Annotated in this window: 22 protein-coding genes; 11 read left to right on the top strand and 11 right to left on the bottom strand. The window is 69.9% G+C overall.

The window, feature by feature from the left end; genetic code table 11:
- Positions 1 to 116: 116 nt before the first annotated feature.
- Positions 117 to 1,460: an MFS transporter gene (locus OUY22_RS27610; protein ID WP_270158098.1), complete on the bottom strand. Its 1,344-nt coding sequence runs from the start codon at positions 1,458 to 1,460 to the stop codon at positions 117 to 119.
- A 198-nt stretch (positions 1,461 to 1,658) separates the two neighbouring features.
- Between OUY22_RS27610 and OUY22_RS27605 the strand changes: the two genes are divergently transcribed.
- The 3 genes from OUY22_RS27605 to OUY22_RS27595 are packed head-to-tail and all read left to right on the top strand — an operon-like array spanning position 1,659 to position 5,031.
- Positions 1,659 to 2,501 carry a shikimate dehydrogenase gene (locus OUY22_RS27605; protein ID WP_270158099.1) on the top strand — a complete coding sequence of 281 codons (843 nt, stop codon included), beginning with the start codon at positions 1,659 to 1,661 and terminating at the stop codon, positions 2,499 to 2,501.
- Between the two features lie 55 nt (positions 2,502 to 2,556).
- Positions 2,557 to 4,338, top strand: coding sequence for a sugar phosphate isomerase/epimerase and 4-hydroxyphenylpyruvate domain-containing protein (locus OUY22_RS27600; RefSeq protein ID WP_270158097.1), 1,782 nt, complete (start codon positions 2,557 to 2,559; stop codon positions 4,336 to 4,338).
- Positions 4,339 to 4,377: 39 nt separating this feature from the next.
- Positions 4,378 to 5,031: a TetR family transcriptional regulator gene (locus OUY22_RS27595; protein ID WP_270158096.1), complete on the top strand. Its 654-nt coding sequence runs from the start codon at positions 4,378 to 4,380 to the stop codon at positions 5,029 to 5,031.
- On the opposite strand, the gene OUY22_RS27590 is transcribed toward OUY22_RS27595, so the two are convergent.
- The 5 genes from OUY22_RS27590 to OUY22_RS27570 all read right to left on the bottom strand — a co-directional run bounded on the left by OUY22_RS27590 (position 5,019) and on the right by OUY22_RS27570 (position 10,230).
- Positions 5,019 to 6,431: a dihydrolipoyl dehydrogenase family protein gene (locus OUY22_RS27590; protein ID WP_270158095.1), complete on the bottom strand. Its 1,413-nt coding sequence runs from the start codon at positions 6,429 to 6,431 to the stop codon at positions 5,019 to 5,021. The two genes, OUY22_RS27595 and OUY22_RS27590, sit on opposite strands and share 13 nt — an antisense overlap.
- Before the next feature lie 99 nt (positions 6,432 to 6,530).
- Positions 6,531 to 7,352, bottom strand: coding sequence for an ABC transporter permease (locus OUY22_RS27585; RefSeq protein ID WP_270158094.1), 822 nt, complete (start codon positions 7,350 to 7,352; stop codon positions 6,531 to 6,533).
- Positions 7,349 to 8,068 (bottom strand): ABC transporter ATP-binding protein, encoded by a 720-nt coding sequence (locus OUY22_RS27580; protein WP_270158093.1) that lies wholly within the window; start codon positions 8,066 to 8,068, stop codon positions 7,349 to 7,351. The genes OUY22_RS27585 and OUY22_RS27580 overlap by 4 nt, the downstream gene beginning before the upstream one ends.
- Before the next feature lie 27 nt (positions 8,069 to 8,095).
- The gene (locus OUY22_RS27575; protein ID WP_270158092.1) at positions 8,096 to 9,052 is read right to left on the bottom strand and encodes a phosphotransferase family protein; all 957 of its coding nucleotides are present in this window, start codon (positions 9,050 to 9,052) and stop codon (positions 8,096 to 8,098) included.
- A complete protein-coding gene (locus tag OUY22_RS27570) occupies positions 9,049 to 10,230 on the bottom strand; it encodes an acyl-CoA dehydrogenase family protein (RefSeq protein ID WP_270158091.1) in 1,182 nt (393 codons plus the stop codon). Before OUY22_RS27570 ends, OUY22_RS27575 begins: the two co-directional genes overlap by 4 nt.
- A gap of 46 nt (positions 10,231 to 10,276) precedes the next feature.
- Between OUY22_RS27570 and OUY22_RS27565 the strand changes: the two genes are divergently transcribed.
- The 3 genes from OUY22_RS27565 (at position 10,277) to OUY22_RS27555 (ending at position 11,956) form a co-directional block, all read left to right on the top strand.
- On the top strand, positions 10,277 to 10,606 hold the full coding sequence (locus OUY22_RS27565; RefSeq protein ID WP_270158090.1) for a DUF6285 domain-containing protein: 330 nt from the start codon (positions 10,277 to 10,279) through the stop codon (positions 10,604 to 10,606).
- Positions 10,607 to 10,731: 125 nt separating this feature from the next.
- Positions 10,732 to 11,103: a hypothetical protein gene (locus OUY22_RS27560; RefSeq protein ID WP_270158089.1), complete on the top strand. Its 372-nt coding sequence runs from the start codon at positions 10,732 to 10,734 to the stop codon at positions 11,101 to 11,103.
- A gap of 187 nt (positions 11,104 to 11,290) precedes the next feature.
- The gene (locus tag OUY22_RS27555) at positions 11,291 to 11,956 is read left to right on the top strand and encodes a lytic polysaccharide monooxygenase auxiliary activity family 9 protein (RefSeq protein ID WP_270158088.1); all 666 of its coding nucleotides are present in this window, start codon (positions 11,291 to 11,293) and stop codon (positions 11,954 to 11,956) included.
- A gap of 84 nt (positions 11,957 to 12,040) precedes the next feature.
- On the opposite strand, the gene OUY22_RS27550 is transcribed toward OUY22_RS27555, so the two are convergent.
- A complete protein-coding gene (locus tag OUY22_RS27550) occupies positions 12,041 to 12,292 on the bottom strand; it encodes a GntR family transcriptional regulator (RefSeq protein ID WP_408638211.1) in 252 nt (83 codons plus the stop codon).
- Between the two features lie 85 nt (positions 12,293 to 12,377).
- Between OUY22_RS27550 and OUY22_RS27545 the strand changes: the two genes are divergently transcribed.
- Both OUY22_RS27545 and OUY22_RS27540 read left to right on the top strand, forming a co-directional pair.
- On the top strand, positions 12,378 to 12,641 hold the full coding sequence (locus tag OUY22_RS27545; RefSeq protein ID WP_270158086.1) for a DUF397 domain-containing protein: 264 nt from the start codon (positions 12,378 to 12,380) through the stop codon (positions 12,639 to 12,641).
- A gap of 85 nt (positions 12,642 to 12,726) precedes the next feature.
- Complete coding sequence (locus OUY22_RS27540) at positions 12,727 to 13,176, top strand: hypothetical protein (RefSeq protein WP_270158085.1); 450 nt, start codon at positions 12,727 to 12,729, stop codon at positions 13,174 to 13,176.
- Positions 13,177 to 13,217: 41 nt separating this feature from the next.
- On the opposite strand, the gene OUY22_RS27535 is transcribed toward OUY22_RS27540, so the two are convergent.
- Genes OUY22_RS27535 through OUY22_RS27525 form a run of 3 tightly spaced genes read right to left on the bottom strand, consistent with a single transcriptional unit; the run spans position 13,218 to position 14,245 of the window.
- Positions 13,218 to 13,565, bottom strand: coding sequence for a PIN domain-containing protein (locus OUY22_RS27535; protein WP_270158084.1), 348 nt, complete (start codon positions 13,563 to 13,565; stop codon positions 13,218 to 13,220).
- Positions 13,513 to 13,785 carry a hypothetical protein gene (locus tag OUY22_RS27530; RefSeq protein ID WP_270158083.1) on the bottom strand — a complete coding sequence of 91 codons (273 nt, stop codon included), beginning with the start codon at positions 13,783 to 13,785 and terminating at the stop codon, positions 13,513 to 13,515. The genes OUY22_RS27535 and OUY22_RS27530 overlap by 53 nt, the downstream gene beginning before the upstream one ends.
- A 1-nt stretch (position 13,786) precedes the next feature.
- Positions 13,787 to 14,245, bottom strand: coding sequence for a helix-turn-helix domain-containing protein (locus OUY22_RS27525; protein ID WP_270158082.1), 459 nt, complete (start codon positions 14,243 to 14,245; stop codon positions 13,787 to 13,789).
- Positions 14,246 to 14,422: 177 nt separating this feature from the next.
- Between OUY22_RS27525 and OUY22_RS27520 the strand changes: the two genes are divergently transcribed.
- Entirely contained in the window at positions 14,423 to 14,881 is a 459-nt protein-coding gene (locus OUY22_RS27520; protein ID WP_270158081.1) for a VOC family protein, read from the top strand.
- 17 nt (positions 14,882 to 14,898) lie between these two features.
- Here the strand turns inward: OUY22_RS27520 and OUY22_RS27515 are convergent, their stop codons facing one another.
- Entirely contained in the window at positions 14,899 to 15,735 is an 837-nt protein-coding gene (locus OUY22_RS27515; protein WP_270158080.1) for an alpha/beta fold hydrolase, read from the bottom strand.
- Between the two features lie 77 nt (positions 15,736 to 15,812).
- Here OUY22_RS27515 and OUY22_RS27510 point away from each other — a divergent pair, with 77 nt between their 5' ends.
- Together OUY22_RS27510 and OUY22_RS27505 are read left to right on the top strand one after the other, a co-directional pair.
- Positions 15,813 to 16,673 carry an AraC family transcriptional regulator gene (locus tag OUY22_RS27510; RefSeq protein WP_270158079.1) on the top strand — a complete coding sequence of 287 codons (861 nt, stop codon included), beginning with the start codon at positions 15,813 to 15,815 and terminating at the stop codon, positions 16,671 to 16,673.
- 209 nt (positions 16,674 to 16,882) lie between these two features.
- Positions 16,883 to 19,746: DUF6531 domain-containing protein (locus OUY22_RS27505; RefSeq protein ID WP_270158078.1), on the top strand; the 2,864-nt coding region annotated here is incomplete at its 3' end.

Here is a 19,746-nt window from a genome sequence, read left to right as displayed (position 1 = left end):
ACGGCCCCGTACGGGACGCCAAGTGCGCGCACGGAGAACGGCACGGGGGCCCCCCCCCGGGGGGGGGGGCGGCCGGGGGGGGGGGGGGGGGCGGCCCCCCCCCCGGGGGGGAGGGGTCAGCCGACGGGGGTGGCGCGGTCGGCGGGCTTGAGGCCGAGCTGGTCCGTGGGGACCTTGTGCGTCTCGCGGGCGGTCGCCACCGCCGTCGCGCTGATCGCGCACAGGATGGCGGTGAAGATGCCCACGCCCACCCAGCCCTGCAGGCCGAGCCAGCCCTCGGGGGAGACGATGCCGGCGGCCGAGGCGACCGCGAAGCCGGCGATGGCGAAGCCGATCTGGGTGCCGATGGCCATGCCCGACAGCCGCACCCTGGTGGTGAACATCTCGCCGTAGAGCGAGGGCCAGATGCCGTTGGAGGCGCTGTAGACGACGCCGAGGGTGAGGATGCCGACCAGGAAGATCATCGGGTAGCTGCCGGAGTTGATCGCCGCCAGGTAGGCGAAGATCATGATCGGGCTGCCGACGGCCCCGATGAGGAACACCGGCTTGCGGCCGATCCGGTCCGACAGCGTCGCCCACAGCGGGATGGCCAGCAGCGCCGAGGCGTTGGCCACGGTGCTCACCCAGAGCATGGTGGCCCGGTCCAGGCCGACGTTCTCGACGGCGTAGTTGAGCGCCCACACGGTGAAGATCGTGCTGACCGTCGCGATCAGCGCCGCGCACACCACCCGCAGCACGCTCGCCCAGTGGTCGCGGAAGAGCACGGACAGCGGCATCCGCGGCACCGTGCCCTCGGCCACCTCCCGCTCGAACGCCGGCGTCTCCTCCAGCTTGCGCCGGATCACCCAGCCGACCACGGCCACCACCACGCTCATCCAGAACGGCACCCGCCAGCCCCACGACAGCAGCTGCTCCTCCGGCATGGCCGCGACCGGGATGAAGACCACGGTGGCCAGGATCTGGCCGAACTGGGTGCCGTTGAGGGTGAAGCTGGTGTAGTAGCCGCGCCGGTGCTCCGGGGCGTGCTCCAGGGTCATGGAGTTCGCGCTGGCCTGCTCGCCGGCGGCCGACAGGCCCTGCAGGACGCGCAGCACGACCAGCAGCACCGGGGCGAGGTCGCCGATCTGGTCGCGGGTCGGCAGGCAGCCGATGAGGAACGTCGACACGCCCATGAGGATGAGCGTGAACACCATGATGCGCTTGCGGCCGAACCGGTCGCCGTAGTGGCCGAGGAAGAACGCGCCGACGGGCCGGGCGGCGTAGGCGACGCCGAAGCTGGCCAGCGACTGGAGGGTCGCCGTGGCAGGATCGGACTCGTCGAAGAACACCTTGGAGAAGATGAGGGCGGCGGCGCTGCCGTAGATGAAGAAGTCGTAGTACTCCAGCGCGCTGCCGATCCAGGCCGCGACGGCCGCCTTGCGCGGCGTGCCCTGGCGGGCACCGGGGGGTTGGTCGGTCACGATGGCTCCCTGGGGTGCGGCGTCGTTCAGTGCGGGCCCGTGCCCCCCGTCTTGGGCCGTTCACTTGTTACGAACTAGATAGTTAATTGCTCGCCATGGTCCTGTGACCGCCATCTCGTGTCAAGGGCGTCTTCACGGAGCGGTCTCCGGGATGTTATGACTAACTCACTAGTTCGTACATAATCCCTGAGGGTGAGCATGACCTCCTACCTGATCGGGCTCATCGGCTCCGGCATCGGGCCGTCGCTCAGTCCCGCCCTGCACGAGCGGGAGGCGTCCCGCCTCGGCATCCCCTACGTCTACCGGCTGATCGAGGCGGATGCCGCGGACGAGGTGGGGGAGCTGCTCCGGGCCGCGCGGCGGCTGGGCTTCGACGGGCTCAACATCACCCACCCGTGCAAGCGCGCCGTGCTCCCGCACCTGGACGAGCTGTCCGCCGACGCGGCCACCCTGGGCGCGGTCAACACGGTGGTGTTCGACGGCGACCGCGCCGTCGGGCACAACACCGACTGGACCGGCTTCGCCGAGTCGTTCGCCCGCGACCTGCCCGGCGCGCCCACCGGCAGAGTGACGCAACTCGGCGCGGGCGGGGCCGGGGCGGCCGTCGGGCACGCGCTGCTCACCCTGGGCGTGGAGGAGCTGACGGTGGTGGACGCGGAGCCGGAGCGGGCGCGGACGCTCGCGGCGGACCTGGCCGGCAGGTTCGGCCAAGGCCGGGCGCGCCCCGCCGTCCCCGGCGACCTGCCCGCCCTGCTGCCGGACGCGGACGGGCTGGTGCACGCCACCCCCACCGGGATGGCGGAGCACCCCGGGATGCCGCTGCCCGCCGCCCTGCTCCGCCCCGGCCTGTGGGTGGCCGACATCGTCTACCGGCCGCTGGAGACCGAACTGCTGCGCCGCGCCCGCGCCCTGGGCTGCCGCACGCTCGACGGCGGCGGCATGGTCGTCTTCCAGGCCGCCCACGCCTTCCACCTGTTCACCGGCAGGAAGCCGGACGCCGAGCGGATGCTCGCCCACCTGACCGAACTCGTCACCACCTGATCACCCGTCAGCCCCCGACCGGCTCGCCGGCACCCCGACCCCACCGGAGGACGCCATGCGCAAGTCCATCGCGACCGTGTCCGTGAGCGGCACGCTGCCCGAGAAGCTGGAGGCGGTCGCCGCGGCCGGCTTCGACGCGGTGGAGGTGTTCGAGAACGACCTGATCGCCTGCCCGCTGCCGCCCGAGGAGATCCGTCGGCGCGCCGCCGACCTGGGTCTCGGCATCGACCTGTACCAGCCGCTGCGCGACTTCGAGGCGGTGCCAGGCGACGTGCTGCGGGGCAACCTGCGCCGGGCCGAGCACACGCTGGAGCTGATGACCCGGCTCGGCGCGGACACCCTGCTCGTCTGCTCGAACGTCTCCCCGGACGCCCTGCCCGACGACGCGCTCGCCGCCGAGCAGCTCCACCTGCTCGCCGAACGGGCCGCCGGTCACGGCATCCGGATCGCCTACGAGGCGCTCGCCTGGGGCCGGCACGTCAACGAGTACCTGCACGCCTGGCGGATCGTGCGGATGGCCGGCCACCAGGGGCTGGGCGTCTGCCTGGACAGCTTCCACATCCTCTCGCGCGGCTCCGACCCCATCGGCATCGAGGCGATCCCCGGGGAGAAGGTGTTCTTCCTGCAGCTCGCCGACGCGCCCCGGCTGGCCATGGACGTGCTGCAGTGGAGCCGCCACTACCGCTGCTTCCCCGGCCAGGGCGGCTTCGACGTGACCGGCCTGGTACGGCACGTGCTCGCCACCGGGTACGCGGGGCCGCTGTCGCTGGAGGTGTTCAACGACGTCTTCCGCCAGTCCGACGCCCGCAGGACCGCGCTGGACGCGATGCGCTCGCTGATCGCGCTGGAGGAGGCGCTGCTGCCGTCCGGCGCGCCGCCGGTCGTGCCCTCGGGGTTCGCGTTCGCCGAACTGGCCACCGGCGGCTCCGCCGAGCTCCCCGCCCTCCTGTCGGCCCTCGGCTTCGCCCGTACCGGAACCCACCGCACCAAACCGGTCGAGCTGTGGGAGCAGGGCGGCGCCCGCGTCCTCCTCAACGCGAACCCCGCGACCGAAGGGACCGCCACGCCGGAAGAGACGGAGCCGGGGCTGGTGGCGATCGGGCTGGAGACGCCCGACCCGGCCGCGTCGGTGAAGCGGGCCGAGACGCTGCTGGCGCCGGTGCTGCCGCGCGAGCGCGCGCCCCGCGACGCCCCGCTGGACGCCATCGCCGCCCCGGACGGGACCGCGCTGTTCTTCTGCCGCACCGGCCACGCCGACCACCCCGACTGGACGGCCGACTTCCCGCGTGAGTCGCCCGTACCGGACGGGGACGTGACCGGGATCGATCACGTCGCGCTCACCCAGCCGTGGCAGCACTTCGACGAGGCGTCGCTGTTCTACCGCAGCGTGCTGGGGCTGCGCCCGCAGGAGAGCATGGAGGTCGCCGACCCGTACGGCCTGCTGCGCAGCCGCGCCCTGGCCGGCGGCGGCACCCGCCTGGTCGTCAACATCGCCAGGGTGGTGGGCGCCCACCAGGCGCCCCGGCAGCACGTCGCGTTCGCCGTCCGCGACCTGCGGGCGCTCGCCCGGCGGCTGCGCGCCGAGCATCCCGGCCTGCTGCTGCCCATCCCGGCCAACTATCACGACCATCTGGAGGCCAGGTACGCGACCGACCCGGAGATCAGGGAGCTGGGGCTGCTGTACGACAGGGACGAGCGGGGAGAGTTCCTCCACCTGTACACCGTGACCGCCGGGCAGGTCTTCTTCGAACTGGTGCAGCGGATCGGCGGATACGGCGGGTACGGCGCCGCCAACGCGGCCGTCCGGCTGGCGGTGCAGCACGCGGAGCGGTCATAGGATGAGGCGCATCGTCCCCCCGCCGTCCCGTGGAGCCACATGACCTCGCAGCCAGCCACCGGTGAGCGCCGGCGCGACGCCGACCGCACCAGGGCGGAGATCCTCGAGGTCGCCCTGCGGGAGTTCGCCAGGCGCGGCTACGCGGGGGCGCGGGTGGACGAGATCGCCGAGCTGATGCGCACCACCAAGCGCATGATCTACTACTACTACGGCAGCAAGGAGAAGCTCTACATCGCCGTCCTGGAGCACGCCTACTCGGTGGTCCGCGCCGCCGAGCGCGAGCTCGACGTGGAGCACCTGGCGCCGGTCGAGGCGATCCGCACGCTGGCGGAGCTGACGTTCGACCACCACGACGCGCACCGCGACTTCATCAAGCTCGTCGCGATCGAGAACATCCACGAGGCCGAGCACATCCGCAAGTCGCAGGCCCTGGCCAACCTCGGCACCCCCGTCCTCGGCGTCATCGAGCGCATCCTGGAGGCGGGCAAGGCGAGCGGCGACTTCGCCACCGAGGCCGACGCCGTCGACGTGCACATGATGATCAGCGCGTTCTGCTTCTTCCGGGTGGCCAACCAGCACACCTTCGGCGCGCTGTTCGGGCGCGACATGACCGCGCCCGAGCACCGCGACAGGCTGCGCCGCATGGTGGGCGAGATGACCGTCGCCTACCTGCGCGGCGGTCAGAGACCGTAGGTCTCCAGCAGCCGCAGCCACACCTCGCTCACCGTGGGGAACGACGGCACCGCGTGCCAGAGCCGCTCCAGCGGCACCTCGCCGATCACCGCGACGGTCGCCGAGTGCAGCAGCTCGGCCGTGCCCGGCCCGGCGAAGGTGACGCCGAGCAGCACCCCGCGGTCCTCGTCCACCACCGCCTTGGCCCGGCCACGGTAGCCGTCGCCGAGCAGGTAGGCGCCGGACACGCTCGCCAGGTCGTACTCGACCGCCCGCACCCGGAACCCGGCCTCGCGGGCGGCGGCCTCGGTGCGGCCCACCGAGCAGATCTGCGGGTCGGTGAACACCACCTGCGGCGGCCCGGCCCCGTCGGCGGACGCGCGCATCGCGGGCAGGTCGTCCCGCGCCCCGGCGGCCCTGGCCGCGATCACGTCGCCGCACGCCCGCCCCTGGTACTTGCCCATGTGGGTGAGCAGGTTGCGCCCGTTGACGTCGCCCACCGCGTACAGCCAGCCGTCCGCCACCCCGGTCGCGCGCAGGCTGTCGTCCACCTCGACCGGCCGGTCCTGCGGCAGCCCGACGGTCTCCAGGCCCAGGCCCCGCACGGCGGGCTTGCGGCCGGTGGCCACCAGCACCTCGTCGGCCACGACCGGCGGGCCCTGCGACAGGTGCAGGGTCACCTCGCCGCCCGGTTCGGGCCGCTCCACCCGCTCCACCCCGGTACGCAGCCGCACGTCGATGCCCGACTCCTTGAACGACTCGGCGAGCAGCTCACCCGCGAACGGCTCCATGCGGTCCAGCAGCCCGCCGCCGCGCACCAGCATCGTCGTCCGCCGGGCGCCCAGGCCGTGCATGGCCTGCGCCATCTCGCAGCCGACCACGCCGCCGCCGATCACCGCCAGCCGGCCGGGCACGGAGGCGGCGGCGGTCACCTCGTGGCTCGTCCACGGCTTCGCCTCCCGCAGCCCCGGCACGGGCGGCACCGACGCGACGCTGCCGGTCGCCAGCACCACCGCGTGGCGGGCGGTCAGCACCCGCTCGCCGCCGCCGGGGAGGTCGACGACCACCCGGCGCGGGCCGTCGAGCCGGCCGCGGCCGCGCACGAACGCCGCCGGCACGCTCTCCACCCACCGCACCTGACCGGCGTCGTCGTACCCGCTGACCGCCTCGTCGCGGCGGGCGAGCACCGCCCGCGTGTCGATCGGCGTCGTCTCCAGGCCCGGCACCCGGGACACCTCGGCGGCCAGCTCGACCGGGCGCAGCAGCGCCTTGCTCGGGATGCACGCCCAGTAGGAGCACTCGCCCCCGGCCAGGCGCTCCTCCACGATCACGGCGGACAGCCCGCCGCGCACCGCCCGGTCGGCGACGTTCTCCCCGGCGGGGCCGGCTCCGATCACGATGACGTCGTACTCGTCGGACACGTCGACCTCCCATGGCGTTTCCTCTGGGGGCAGTCTGCCAGCCGACCGGCCGGCGCTCCACGGCGCACCCCCCGAGACCGGAAGGCCTCCGGCCCGCCGTCAGTCGCCGAACCGGGACAGCTTCCCGTGGGCGCGCGCGTACCGCAGAGCCCACCCGAACAGCGCCATCGCCGCCCCCACGCACGCCACGCTCAGCCCGGTGGCCCACGCCATCCGGTCCCACGGCACCGCGCCGCCCGCCATGACCGTCCGCATGCCCTCGAACACGTGGGACGCGGGCGTGAACCAGGCCACCACCCGCAGCGGCTCCGGCAGCACCGAGACCGGATAGAAGATCCCGGCCAGCGGCTGCACCACGAACACCAGCGACCAGGCGATCACCTGGGCGTTCTCGCCGAACCTGAGCACCGCCGAGATGCCGACCAGCCCGAGCGACCAGCCGAACACCAGCAGCACCCCCATGAACGGCACCAGCCCCACGCCCAGGCCCGTCACCCCGAACCCGTACAGCGCGTAGGCCAGCCCCCCCATCACCGTGATCGCGAACGCCACCTTGCCCAGCGAGAACAGCACCAGGCCGGCCAGGTACTCGACACTCGACAGCGGGCTCACCTGCACGTTCAGCAGGTTCCTGGACCAGATGTCCTCCAGGAACGCGATCGAGATCTCGTTGCTCGCCTTCTGCAGCACCTGCCACAGCAGCACGGCCCCGATCAGGAACGTGACCACGAACGGCACCCGCTGCGTCTGCAGGAACAGCGTCACGAACCCCCACAGCAGCAGCTCCACCGTCGGCCAGAACAGGATCTCGAACATCCTGATCGGGCTGCGGCGCAGCGCCGCGAAGTCGCGCCGCACCACGCCGAGGACCCGCTGCCACCGGGCCGGCCAGCCGAGTGGCGGCAGCGTCAGGGCCGTCATCCGCGCGCCACCTTCAGGAACACCTCTTCCAGGTCCTCGGCCCCGTAGTGGCCGGCCAGCTCGGCCGGCGTCCCGGTCGCCACGATCCGCCCCGCCGCCATGAAGTGGATGCGGTCGCACATCCGTTCCACCTCGCGCATGTTGTGCGAGGTGATCAGCATCGCGCCGCCGCCCTCCCGCGACCCCCGCGACAGCAGGGCGCGGATCCGGTCGCCCGCGTCCGGGTCCAGGTTGGCCGTCGGCTCGTCCAGCACCAGCAGCCGGGGCGCGTTCAGCAGCGCCTTGGCCAGCTGGACGCGGGTGCGCTGGCCGGACGACAGGTCCATCATCCGCCGGTCGCGCAGCGGCCCCAGCTCCAGCAGCTCGATCATCTCCGCCACCCGCGCGCGGGGCCGCCGCACCGCGTACAGGCGGGCGAACGCGTCCAGCACCTCGTGCACCAGCAGCGGCCCCGGCAGGTCCACGTAGCTCGCGGCGAAGTTGACCTGGCTGAGCACCTCGGTGCGGTGCCGCGCCAGATCCAGCCCGAACACCCGCACCTGGCCCGCGTCGGGAGTGATCAGCCCGAGCAGCATGTGCAGCGTCGTCGACTTGCCGGCGCCGTTGAGCCCCAGCAGCCCCACGACCTCCCCGTCGCCGACCTCGAAACTCAGCCCGTCGACCGCGAGAACCGGGCCGAACCGCTTGACCAGCTCGATCGCCTCCAGGATGGCCACCGCCTCAGCCTGCGGTGCCCGGAGCACTCACCGCAACGGGTTTTCCTCCAGCATGGCCAGCAGGTCCCACTCGTTCTCGCACACCCGACGGCCGATCGCCGCCAGCTCCACCGACCGCGACTCGCCGGACAGGTGCCGCCGCGCCTGCACGGCGCAGATGACCCCCCACTTGAGCACCCCGAACGTCTCCCACCAGCGCAGCGCCTCCCGGTCCACCGGGTGTCCCGACGCCTTCTCGTACGAGGTCACGAGGTCGTCGTAGGAGCCGAAGCCGCCCACCGGCAGCGGCGAGCCGAACCGCCACGCTTTGACGCACAGCCAGCCGAGGTCCTCCATCGGGTCGCCGGCGTGCGCCAGCTCCCAGTCGAGCACCGCCCGGACGCCCTCAGGGCCGACGATCAGGTTGCCGTTGCGGAAGTCGCCGTGCACCACGGTCCGCCGGCCGCTGTCCGGCCGCGCGGCGGCCAGTCTGCGCAGCGCCAGCTCGAAGACGGGATGCGGCTCCCCGGTCGCGTCCAGCGCCTCCCGGTACTGATCCAGCGGATCACCGGGATCACCGGTCACGTCGCCGGCCTGGGGGAGCGCCGACAGCGGCATCCGGTGGATCGCCGCCAGCGCCTCCCCGCACTGCCCGGCCAGCCTCGGCAGCGCCTCCCGGTAGGCGTCGTCGCGCAGGATCCGCCGCGGGATCGTCTCCCCGTCGATCCGCTCCATGAGCACGTACGACCCGCCCTCGGCCACCACGCCGGGCACCGGCACCCCGGCCTCCCGCGCGGCCCGCATCAGCCGCGCCTCCGCGCTCAGCCCGGCGCCCAGCCCGCCCTCGGCCCCCGACCGCAGGATCAGCGGATGCCGTACCCCGCCGGGCGTGACCGCGTCCAGCGCCCACGTCTCCCGCGACGCCCCGCCGGGCAGCCGCACCAGCCCCTCGGCCGAGGCCCCGTCGCCGAAGGCCTCCCGCACCACCGCGCCGGCGTCCGTCATCGGAGCCCGAACTCCCAGGTGCCGCCGGCCGCGTACTCGCCGAGTATCCGCCGCCCCACCGAGTCGACGTGCACCTCGTCCGGCCCGTCGTAGATCCGCCCGGCCCGCGCGTGCCGGTACATCCGGTCCAGCGGCGTGTCCGGCGTCAGCCCCGCCGCGCCGTACACCTGGATCGCCCGGTCGATGACGTTGTGCAGCGTCCGCGCCCCGACGACCTTGATCGCGCCGATCTCCACCCGCGCGTCACTCCCGGCGTCGACCGCCTGCGCCGCCTGCAACGTCAGCAGCCGCGCCGCCTGGATCTCCGCGTACGAGTCGAACACGTGCTGGCGCATCAGCTGCTTCTTCGCCAGCGGCTCACCGAACGCGGTCCGCTCGTGCAACCGGCGGCACATCAGGTCGAACGCCCGCTGCGCCTGCCCCAGCCACCGCATGCAGTGGAAGATCCGCCCCGGCCCGAGCCGCTTCTGCGCGATCACGAACCCGTGCCCGCGCCGCCCCAGCAGGTTGCCCGCCGGGACCCGCACGTTCTCGTACCGCACCTCGCAGTGCGACCCGTGCAGCCCGAGCACCGGCGTGTCGCGCACGATCGTGTAGCCGGGCGTGTCCGTCGGGACGAGGATCATCGAGAACGCCAGGTGCGGCGGCGCGTCGTCCTCGGTCCGGCACATCACGGTCGTGTAAGCCGCCTGCGACGCGCCCGTGGTGAACCACTTGTGCCCGTTGATCACCCATTCGTCGCCGTCGAGCACCGCCCGCGTCGCGAGCTGCGTCGGGTCGCTGCTCGACACCGCCGGCTCGGTCATCGCGAAACTCGGCGAGATCTCGGCCCGCACCAGCGGCGCCAGATACCGCTCCCGCTGCTCGTCGGTCGCGTGCTCGTACAGCATGAGCGAGTCCTGCAGGGTGTACGTGCCGAGCGCGAGCTGCCCGTACTCGCTGCGCCCCTGCACCTCGTTGACGTACACGTAGTCGAGGAACGGCAGCCCGCCGCCGCCCAGCTCCTTCGGATGGCCGAGGGCCCAGAGCCCTTCCTTCTTCGCCTCCTCCTGCAGCTCGCGGAGCGCCTCCCGGCCGCCCTCGTGCAGCGCGGGCTCGGCCGGCTCCACTCGTTCGGTCATGAACGCATACACGGCATCCCGCAACGGGCGGACTCTGTCAGGAACGGCGAAACTCATGCAAGGATCTCAACCGAAAACGACTGTCCGGTCAACGGAGAACGGCATGCATGACGCCCCGACATCCGCCCAGCTGGTCGCCGCGGTCCGCGAGTTCCTCGCCTCCGATGTGCTCCCGGCGACCGAGGGCCGGGTCCGCTTCCACACCAGGGTCGCCATCAACGTCCTCGCCATGGTCGAACGCGAGATCGAGCTCGGCCCGTCCCAGGCCCTCGACCACGAGACCCGCCTGGCCGCCCTCGGCGTCGCCTCCGACGCCGAGCTCGCCGCCGCCATCCGCGAGGGCCGCCTCGACGACAACCCCATGCTGGAGCCCTTGCTCAAGGAGGCCGTACGCGCCAAACTCGCCGTCGCCAACCCCGGTTACCTCACGTGAGCCTGTGGCGCGCGACGCTTGCCGCAGTGCTGGTCGTCGGTACCTCCGCCTGCTTCCCCGTGCCCACCAGTCCCGAGGTCATGGGCCTCACCGGGGTCACCGTGAACGCCTAGGGCAAGCTGACCATGTTCGCCCTGTGGTGTGACGGCGAGCCGCCGGACAGCGTCGTGATCTACGACGTCACCGGTGAGGATCGGCTGGACCAGGCGGAGATCTCGGCCCCGCCGCTCACCGGCGACACGGACCGCATGAGCCTGGCCCGGCCGCCCGCGGGCTGGCGGGTCACCGAAGGGTCACTGGACCTGCGGGAGGGCCGGTCCTACGAGATCCGCGCCTACCGGACCGAGCCGTACGCCTACCTGGCGGGAACGCGGTTCACGATGGCCGCCGAGATCCCGGAGGACAGGATCCTGATCCAGATGGCCACCCAGCATGCCGACGTGGACACCTTCCTCTCACCGGCGGACTTCCGCACGCGAGCTCTCCACTACTGCTGACGTTGAAATTTTCAGCCGTACGAAACGTGATCGGAAAGCCTTTTCCGCTGCTCATCCGCCCTGTTCCGGCACGACGTTCGACCTTTGACCTGGAATGTCATTGGCGTGGACTTCCACGTGTCAGATACGGTCACCCGCACGGAGCGCTCCCACCCCCGGCCCCCTACCGGAACACGGAGACCGCACTATGTCGCACGCCGGACCCCGCCGCCGGGCGCGGCGCATCCTCGCGCTGCTCGCCGCCACGGTGACCCTCCTCGCCCTGCCCCTGACCGGCACCGCCTCGGCGCACGGCTCGATCGTCGACCCCGCCACCCGCAACTACGGCTGCTGGCTGCGCTGGGGCAGCGACTTCCAGAACCCCGCCATGCGGCAGCAGGACCCGATGTGCTGGCAGGCCTGGCAGGACAACGCCAACGCCATGTGGAACTGGAACGGCCTCTACCGCGACAACGTCGGCGGCAACCACCAGGCCGCCGTCCCCAACGGCCAGCTCTGCAGCGCCGGCCGCACCCAGGACGGCCGCTACCGCTCCATGGACACCCCCGGCGCCTGGACCACGACGAGCCTCGGCAGCTCGTTCAACCTCCGGCTGCAGGACCAGGCCCGCCACGGCGCCGACTACATCAGGGTCTACATCACCCGCCAGGGCTACGACGCCACCACGACCCCGCTCGGCTGGAACCACCTGGAACTCGTCCGCGAGACCCCCAGATACGCGCCCGCCGAGAACTACCTGATCACCGGCCTGACCAAGGGCTCACGCACCGGCCGCCACGTGATCTACACGATCTGGAAGGCGTCCCACATGGACCAGACGTACTACTTCTGCAGCGACGTCACGTTCAGCTGACCTGCGGTCCGTTACGCGAGCGGCCGCGCGCATGGACGCGTGGCCGCTCGCGAAGCTGCGCGTCGCGTCGATGACGGTCGCGTTCTATGACTGGAGAGGGTCGCTTTCTTCTTCGACCACGAAACTGCCCATGCCGGGTTCGGTGTAGATCAGGCCCTCCTCGCGGAGTTTCCTGTAGACCTTCTGCGCGGTCACGTTGGCGATCTGGAACTCCGCTACCAGCTCCAGCACGGTGGGAATCTTGGCCCCAGGAGCGTACACGCCGGTCTCGATCCGACCTCGAATGATCTCGTACACCTGGCGCCACCTGGGGCGATTCGGCTTCAGCTCCACCACGTGCATCACACTAGGTCGCCACAGAATAAGTTAGCGATCGGCTGCATGACATGGCGTACTACAGTGTGACTGTTACGGTCTCCCCGTGACGGTGCGCACCCATGACGTCACCGTTCATCGACGAGAGGAGAACCGGGTGGATCTGTACGGCTGTCACCTCGAAGGCGTGTCCTTCAGCCGGGCATGCGGCGGCAACCAGCAGGAGGAGGACATGGAGAGCTGTGTCCTGATCGCCCCCATCCCGGGCGTGGAGGACGCCTACGCGGTGCGTGACTCGAAGAACCCTGATGCCGGGACGCTCCGGTTCACCGGTAACGAGCTTCGCGCCGCCGGGCTGTCCATCCTGTAAGCCTCACCCGCGAAGACGGCGGCCCCTGCCTGATCGAAGCATGCAGGGGCCGCCACCCCCCAGACCTTACCGGGAGCGCCTCACCATGCACTGGCACGGCTATCACTGGACCGGCCCGGGAGTGGAACGTGCCAACGAGGCCGACCGCCGCCCTGCCTCACCGGGTTTCTCCGCCTCCCTGCTGCCACCCATGCGCACCGGCGACTGGCTCCTCAAACCCAGGTCCCGGATGGCCGCCACCTTCGAAGAGGTGGCACCGGCGGTCGCGTGGCTGGCCGACGAGTACGACAAGACGCGCACGGCGCTGCTGCTGCCGGAGCGGGTCCCGGTCGAGGAACGGCTGGAGACCGCCCGCGACCTGCTGCGCCGGGGCGTGGACGTGCAGTGGGGCGAGTGGTTGCACGGCGGCCGATTCGTCACCCTCGGCATGATCTGCTGCCCGAACCGGCACGTTCCCCATCCGTGTCCCGCCCATGGCCGGTCCTCTTCCGCATCTGCCGGGCATGAGATGATCGGACGGCAGGAGGGTCAGTGAGAGGCCTTTGCTGCTCGCCGCCTCTTTCGGCGAGCAGAGCGTCATGCGCCGAACCGGCCGCTACGCAGTGCGGCGACCGACTCCACCAAGCCGGCCCTCTCCAGCGCGTTGAGCACGTCCTCGATCGTCTCCGGCGGGTTGACGCGGGAGTCCACGATCCGTTGGACACATGCCCACACGATCCGGTCGTCCAGCTCGATCTGATCATGGATGAAGTCGTCCGGCGACTGGGCCTCCATATTCCAGGTGGCTAGTTCCTCCGCCGGGAAGTCCTTATGATTGGATGTGACGATCACCCGGGCGCCCGCCTTGATCGCGGCCGCGAGTACATGCCGGTCATCCGGATCCGGAAGCTTCAGCCCTTCGATCAGCGGCTCGTACCCCCTCAACCAGGCAGTTTCGGACTGCGGCGTTCATGAGGTCACGCAATCTCGAGAGCTTGCCCGCCGGAATGTCGGGGCGATCGGCCGCCAGGTTACGAAGCGTCTCGTCCAGGATTGCGTTCGTCCACTTGGCTTGCACGATGTCGGCCTGCGCGATGCGGATGAGCAGGTCCCGGAGAGTGTTGCCGTAGAGGACGTTGGCGTCGTAGACCACGACGAAGGCCACGTCAGATCCCCAGCTCCTGGCCAAGGGAGGCGAGGTCGTCGGCAGCGGACCGCCGCTTCAGATCATCACGCCGTATGTACGCCATGAGATCCTCAACGGTGATGCGACGGTGCTTTCCCACCAGCCGGTAGGGGACCGCGCCGTCCTCCAGCAATCTGATCAGGTACGGCCGGGACACGTTCAGCATGTCCGCCGCCTGCTGGGTGGTGAGCTCAGCGTGGGACGGAACAACCGACACGCCCCGGCCTTCCGCGGCCTGAGCCAGGATGTACGCCAGCAGGCTCACGGCGTCACGCGGGAGAATCAGGGCCTCCTCGTTGCCGATCTCCCCGGCAACCGGGATGACCTCCTTCTCGGGATGTCTCATCAGATAGTCCTTGATCCGTCTGACGGCTCGGGCTGCGACCTGGGCGTCCATCGACCCCGGCTCGATCGAGCGCTTGACCTGGATGCCTCCCATGGCGACCCCCTTCCTATAATCGCATTATCCGCAACAGTCGAAACAAGTGCAACAGAGGCTGGGGAGGCACTGCGTCAAGCCCATGTCGCGAGCGGCGGCCTGACAGGACCGTTCTGCCAGAATTTTGACGACATGAGACGAACGTCCAGGGCCGAGGATTGCCGAGAAGGGATGACGATGTCAGCTGAGCGGAAGCCGGGTGCTGTCAGGCAGTTGCGGCTGGTGGTGGAGGCGGAGGATTACGAGGCGGCCGTCGCCTTCTACCGGGACGTGCTGGGGTTGCCGGAGCAGGCGGCCTTCTCCGGGGGTGACGGAGCTGAGGTGGTGATCCTGGAGGCGGGACGGGCGACGCTGGAGATCGCCAACCCGGCGCAGAAGCGGATGATCGACGACGTGGAGGTCGGCCGTCAGGTGGCGCCCAAGTTCCGGGTCGCGTTCGAGGTGGACGACACGCGGGAGACGGCCGACCGCCTGGTGTCCGCCGGAGCCGACGAGGTCGCGCCGCCGACCGTCACGCCCTGGCAGTCGTTGAACGCCCGCCTCGACACCCCCGGCGGCCTGCACATCACGGTCTTCCAGGAGCTGAAGAGTCTTGAGGAACGGGAGACGCTCGACGGTTTCGGCACCGGGACCTGACGGCTCCGGTCGCTCGTTCAGCCCACCTGTGTGGTGAAGGACAGGAGGAGCGCGGCGGTCCGCTCCGGGTCCTCGAGGATGGGCGTGTGGCCGACACCGGGCAGCAGCTCGACCCGCGCGCCGGGGACGGCGCGGTAGTCGGCGGCGGACGTGGACCGCCACCTGCGGTCGTCCTCGCCGAAGATCACCAGTAATGGCTTGCCGAGCACCGCCAGCCGATCCGGGAGCGGTCGGCGGCCCAGATACTCCGTGGTGCCCTGCATCGACGTGACCAGCGTGTGATAGGTCATCATGCGCACGTCGTCCAGGAACGCCCGCGGGATCTGATAGCCGGGGCGGCTGAAACCGGTGCTCGCGAACTGGCGGATCTGCTCGGCTGTGGGCGGCCACTGCGCGGGGCTGATGGGGACGGCCTCCGACGCGATGAAGGAGGCCAGAGAGGGCCCGGTGTTGATCAGTACGAGCGCGGTGACCAGGTCCGGCCGCTGTTCGGCCAGGGCGGTGGCGACCGCGCCGCCGCTGGAATGGCCCACTACCGTGACGTGGCCGACGCCGAGCAGGTCCAGTGCCGCGCCGACCCGGCTGGCCTGGTCAGAGGTCGCGTAGCCGGGACCGGCCGGTTTGGCCGACCGGCCGTGCCCGAGCAGGTCGATCCGGATGACGCGATGAGATCCCGTCATGAGCGGGACCATCGCGTCCCAGGAGCGGGCCGAGGACGCCGACCCGTGGATGAGCAGGAGCGCGGGGGCATCGCGCGGGCCGTCCTGGTACACGTGGATGTCGCCGTCGTCCAAGGGCAGGACGGTGGTCTCGGGGTCGCCGTCGATGCGCGACCGGTCGTCAGAAACAGTCATGGGTCCACTGTCGGCGTCGGTGCTGGGCGAGGTATTGAACGAATGTCACCCCCGTACGGTTTACGTAGCATGGGGCGGTGCGGACATTCGTGCATGGCACGGCCGTGTGGGAGGTCGCCTGCCCGCCACGGGCCAGCCGGGTGGACGGGGTCACCATGGCCGGGTTCCGCATCCATGACCTGGACGCGCTGCGGGTGGTGCCGCATCCGGCCGTGACGCTGCTGCTGGCTTTCGGAGCCGGTACGCCCGTCCTGGACGACGCCGGCGGCGGGCGGCAGTCGGGAAGCGTCGTCGCCGGGCCCGGGGCGGGGGCCGGGGGAGCGGTCCGGGCGCGCGGTGAGAACGTCGCGTGCGTGCAGGTCCGCCTGTCTCCGGTGATCGCACGCGCGGTTCTGGGCGTGTCCCCGGCCGACCTCGACGGCGCCGTGGTCTCCCTCGACGACCTGTGGGGCCGGGAGTCGTCCCGGATCCGCGAGGAGCTGGAGGACGCCCCGTCGTGGCAGGACCGCTTCGCACGCGCGGACGCGCTGCTCGCCCGCCTGCATGAGGCGGGGCCGCCCGTGGACCCGGAGGTGGCGTGGGCCTGGCACCGGATCGTCAGCGGCCGTGGCCTGGTCCGGGTCGACGGGCTGGCGGACGAGATCGGATGGAGCCGTAAACGCCTGTGGAACCGGTTCCGGTCACAGCTCGGGCTGCCGCCCAAACGCGCCGCCACACTGGTCCGCTTCGACCACGCCGCCCACCGCCTGGTCGCGGGCGAGGCCGCGGCCCGGGTCGCGGCCGAGACCGGCTACGCCGACCAGTCGCACCTCCACCGCGACGTCATGGCCTTCACCGGAGCGACGCCGGCGACGGTGGCCGACGAGCCGTTCCTGGCGGTCGACGACATCGCCTGGCCCACGCGCCGAATGGACACGTCGCATTCCGCCGCTGAATGATTACTCATTTCACTCTTGTCGAGTGATCATGCCGAAGTTACGCTCTGTTCGTTTGTATATAGCTCCGAGCCGAGCGAGTCAGGCATCCCCGTTGCCGGCGTCCGGGTGGGGTTGACGGTCGGCGTCTTTTGATGCCTCGTTGGGTCGGAGTGTGATGGCGTATGCGCCGGACTTTGGCATGGGCTCGTTCGGCCTTGTTTGTTTCCTTCATGCTGGTGGCTCTGCTGCCAGGACTGTTCACACTTTCGGCTGGACCCGTCCAGGCCGATTCGTTTGTGGCGGCCACGGACTACGCCGCCCAGGGTGAGTTGGTCGTACCGGTGCAGATGAGGGGAACGTCCGGCGTTCTGTCAAGTGTGGTAAGTGGATCGACCACTCAGGTCCACAACCAGGCAGAACGGGAAGAGCAGGTCATGCAGGCGCCGGTGCGAGGCGCTCTGCCATTGGAGGATCGGCTTGCTTCGACAGACGGGACGGCTACAAGAGGCCTGCCATCCGGCGTTATTCGCGCCGAGCAACGTGAGCAAGAGGTCCTGGGCTGGCCGCTGATTGACGACACGTATCCGGAACACGGCACACTCATGGGCACGGTGACGCCCCTCCTCACTGTCGAGGCGACCAGCATGGGCGGGGGCACCCAAGCCGATTTTGACTTCTACTACAACGTGTGCGAAGTACTGGAGGAAGACCCGGACTCCGAGAATCCACCGCCCACCCCAGAGTGTTTTCAGTCGGGCAAGCGAACAGGGGAGAACACCTGGCGGGTTCCGGCAGGCAACCTCCAGTGGGGTCAAGAATACGAGTGGTGGGTGCGTATCGTCGACCCCGTAAGTCGTGACTCGGATCAAAGTGAACGGCAGTCATTCACCACGGGCGCTCGCCAGCCCTTGAGCAGCTCGCTCCTGGGAGCGGGAGGATCCCAGGAGTTCTCCCCGATCGCCGGGAATTACACGACGACGGTGACGGACGCACAGGTCTCCGTAGCCGGTCCGCCTCTTGCCGTGACCCGAACGTACAACAGCCTGGATAGCCGAACCGATGGAATCTTCGGCGCGGGGTGGACGACCGTCTGGGACATGAGACTGATGGAGGAACCGGACGGCGTTCTGATTCATTATCCAGATGGTCGGCGGGTGCGATTCGCTGACAAGGGCGACGGCAGTTACCAACCGCCCCCAGGCATGCACGTCAGGCTCGCCGATGTGGACGGCGGTGGCTGGCGCCTCATGGACAAGTCGTCGACCAGTTTCCAATTCGACTCGTCGGGGCGCCTGCTACGGATATCAGACGCACGTGGCCGCGAGCAGACGCTGGAGTACGGCAGCGACGGCAAGTTGGGTCGCGCCACAGGCGCTGGAGGGAGATCTCTCCACTTCACCTGGTCAGGCTCACGGGTGGCGTCCGTATCCACCGACCCGGTGGACGGAGAGAGCGCTACCTGGACCTACAGCTACAGCGGCGACACCCTCACATCGGTCTGCGCTCCAGTCGCCGCCCCCAACTGCGCGACCTACAGCTACCAGGACGGGTCACGCTATCGAGGACTTGTCCGCGACTCCGACCCTGTCGGATACTGGCGGCTTGGAGACGCCCAGCACGAACCGGCCGCCAACGAAGGCAGCGACGGACGCGCCGGTATCTACACCAGCGTCACCGTAGGACGCCCAGGGGCGCTGGAAGGCAGCACGGACACCGCCGGCGGCTTCACCAAGTCGCATGTCGCACTGCCGCCCTACCTGCTGGCCCGGCTCCGGGACGAGGTGTCGATCGAAGGCTGGTTCAAGACCTCGCAGAACGGCATCATCTTCTCCGCCGCCCAGTTCGGTTACGAGTTCGGGGCCACGCAGCCCGTCTTGTATGTCGGTATCGATGGACGGCTGCGCGGCCAGTTGGGCAACATCAGGAACAGCAGCGGGTCGTGGGTGTACACGCCGATCACCAGCGCCAACGCAGTCAATGACGATCAGTGGCACCATGTCGTGCTGAACGTCAATGGCTCACACCAGCAGCTTTTTCTTGACGGCCAACCGATGGGCGAGCTCAACGGAGCTCTCTACCCTGAGTATCGGTCGGATGCCTACATCGGCAGCGGTGACCGCGCCAACCGGTGGTCCACTGACGTGCCCGGGGGTCCCAATACCAGTGGTGCCTTCGCTTTCAAGGGTTCGATCGATGAGTTCGCCATTTACGGGAAGCCCCTCACCGGCACCGAGATCCAGGGACACTATGCGGCTCGTGCCGTGGCGCCCAACAAGCTGAAGAAGATCACCCGGCCGTCGGGACGGGTCTGGGTGGAGAACACCTACGACACAGCCACTGATCGTCTCAAGACGCACACCGACCGCCACGGAGGAACGTGGCAGCTCGGAAAGCCGAGCACGGACTGGATCAACAAGGTCGCCACTGTCAAAGTCACTGATCCGCGGAACGGCACGGTGACCCACGGATATGACGAATGGCGTGGAAACCGCATAGTCCATGAGATCGATCAGGAAAACTTCAAGGCCGAGTACAAGTACGACACCGGCGGCTTCCTGAGCAGGGTGACGGACCGGAACGGCAACGTCACCCGCCAGTACAACGACAAGCGCGGCAACGTGCTCAGCATCAGGACCTGCAGGACCTCGAATACCTGCCACAGGGAATACGCCACCTATCACGTGGACGAGGATGACGAGTTCGATCCGCTGAACGACCGCCAACTCACCTATCGAGACGCACGTTCGTCGGGGGAGACGGACAACAGATACCTCACGAAGATCGAGTACAACGCGTACGGCGAGCAGATCAAGGAAACGACCCCGCCCACTCTCGACTTCCCCAATGGCCGATCGATCTCGGTCACGTACACCGACGGGACCGAACCGGCCGTCAATAGCGGGACGACTCCGGCGGGCCTCCTGAAGACCTGGACCGACCCGAAGAACAACACCTGGACCATGCGCTACACGGCATCCGGTGACCTCGGGGAGCAGACCGAGCCGACCGGGCTCGTGAGCCGGTTCGAGTACGACGTCCTTGGCCGTGTCACATCAAGCAGCCAGATCTCGCAAGCTCACCCCGATGGGGTGAA

Origin of the sequence: Nonomuraea corallina (genome assembly GCF_027620315.1) — a bacterium.
In the GTDB taxonomy this organism is placed as follows: Bacteria; Actinomycetota; Actinomycetes; order Streptosporangiales; family Streptosporangiaceae; genus Nonomuraea; species Nonomuraea corallina.
The sequence above is the reverse complement of the archived record's forward strand: the minus strand, read 5'-3'. Positions and strand labels throughout refer to the sequence as shown.

Coding starts and splice junctions, on each gene's coding strand:
- OUY22_RS27605 (WP_270158099.1), top strand. CDS start 1,659: ATGACCTCCTACCTGATCGGGCTCATCGGCTCCGGCATCGGGCCGTCG.
- OUY22_RS27600 (WP_270158097.1), top strand. CDS start 2,557: ATGCGCAAGTCCATCGCGACCGTGTCCGTGAGCGGCACGCTGCCCGAG.
- OUY22_RS27595 (WP_270158096.1), top strand. CDS start 4,378: ATGACCTCGCAGCCAGCCACCGGTGAGCGCCGGCGCGACGCCGACCGC.
- OUY22_RS27585 (WP_270158094.1), bottom strand. CDS start 7,352: ATGACGGCCCTGACGCTGCCGCCACTCGGCTGGCCGGCCCGGTGGCAG.
- OUY22_RS27575 (WP_270158092.1), bottom strand. CDS start 9,052: ATGACGGACGCCGGCGCGGTGGTGCGGGAGGCCTTCGGCGACGGGGCC.
- OUY22_RS27570 (WP_270158091.1), bottom strand. CDS start 10,230: ATGAGTTTCGCCGTTCCTGACAGAGTCCGCCCGTTGCGGGATGCCGTG.
- OUY22_RS27565 (WP_270158090.1), top strand. CDS start 10,277: ATGCATGACGCCCCGACATCCGCCCAGCTGGTCGCCGCGGTCCGCGAG.
- OUY22_RS27560 (WP_270158089.1), top strand. CDS start 10,732: ATGTTCGCCCTGTGGTGTGACGGCGAGCCGCCGGACAGCGTCGTGATC.
- OUY22_RS27555 (WP_270158088.1), top strand. CDS start 11,291: ATGTCGCACGCCGGACCCCGCCGCCGGGCGCGGCGCATCCTCGCGCTG.
- OUY22_RS27540 (WP_270158085.1), top strand. CDS start 12,727: ATGCACTGGCACGGCTATCACTGGACCGGCCCGGGAGTGGAACGTGCC.
- OUY22_RS27525 (WP_270158082.1), bottom strand. CDS start 14,245: ATGGGAGGCATCCAGGTCAAGCGCTCGATCGAGCCGGGGTCGATGGAC.
- OUY22_RS27520 (WP_270158081.1), top strand. CDS start 14,423: ATGTCAGCTGAGCGGAAGCCGGGTGCTGTCAGGCAGTTGCGGCTGGTG.
- OUY22_RS27515 (WP_270158080.1), bottom strand. CDS start 15,735: ATGACTGTTTCTGACGACCGGTCGCGCATCGACGGCGACCCCGAGACC.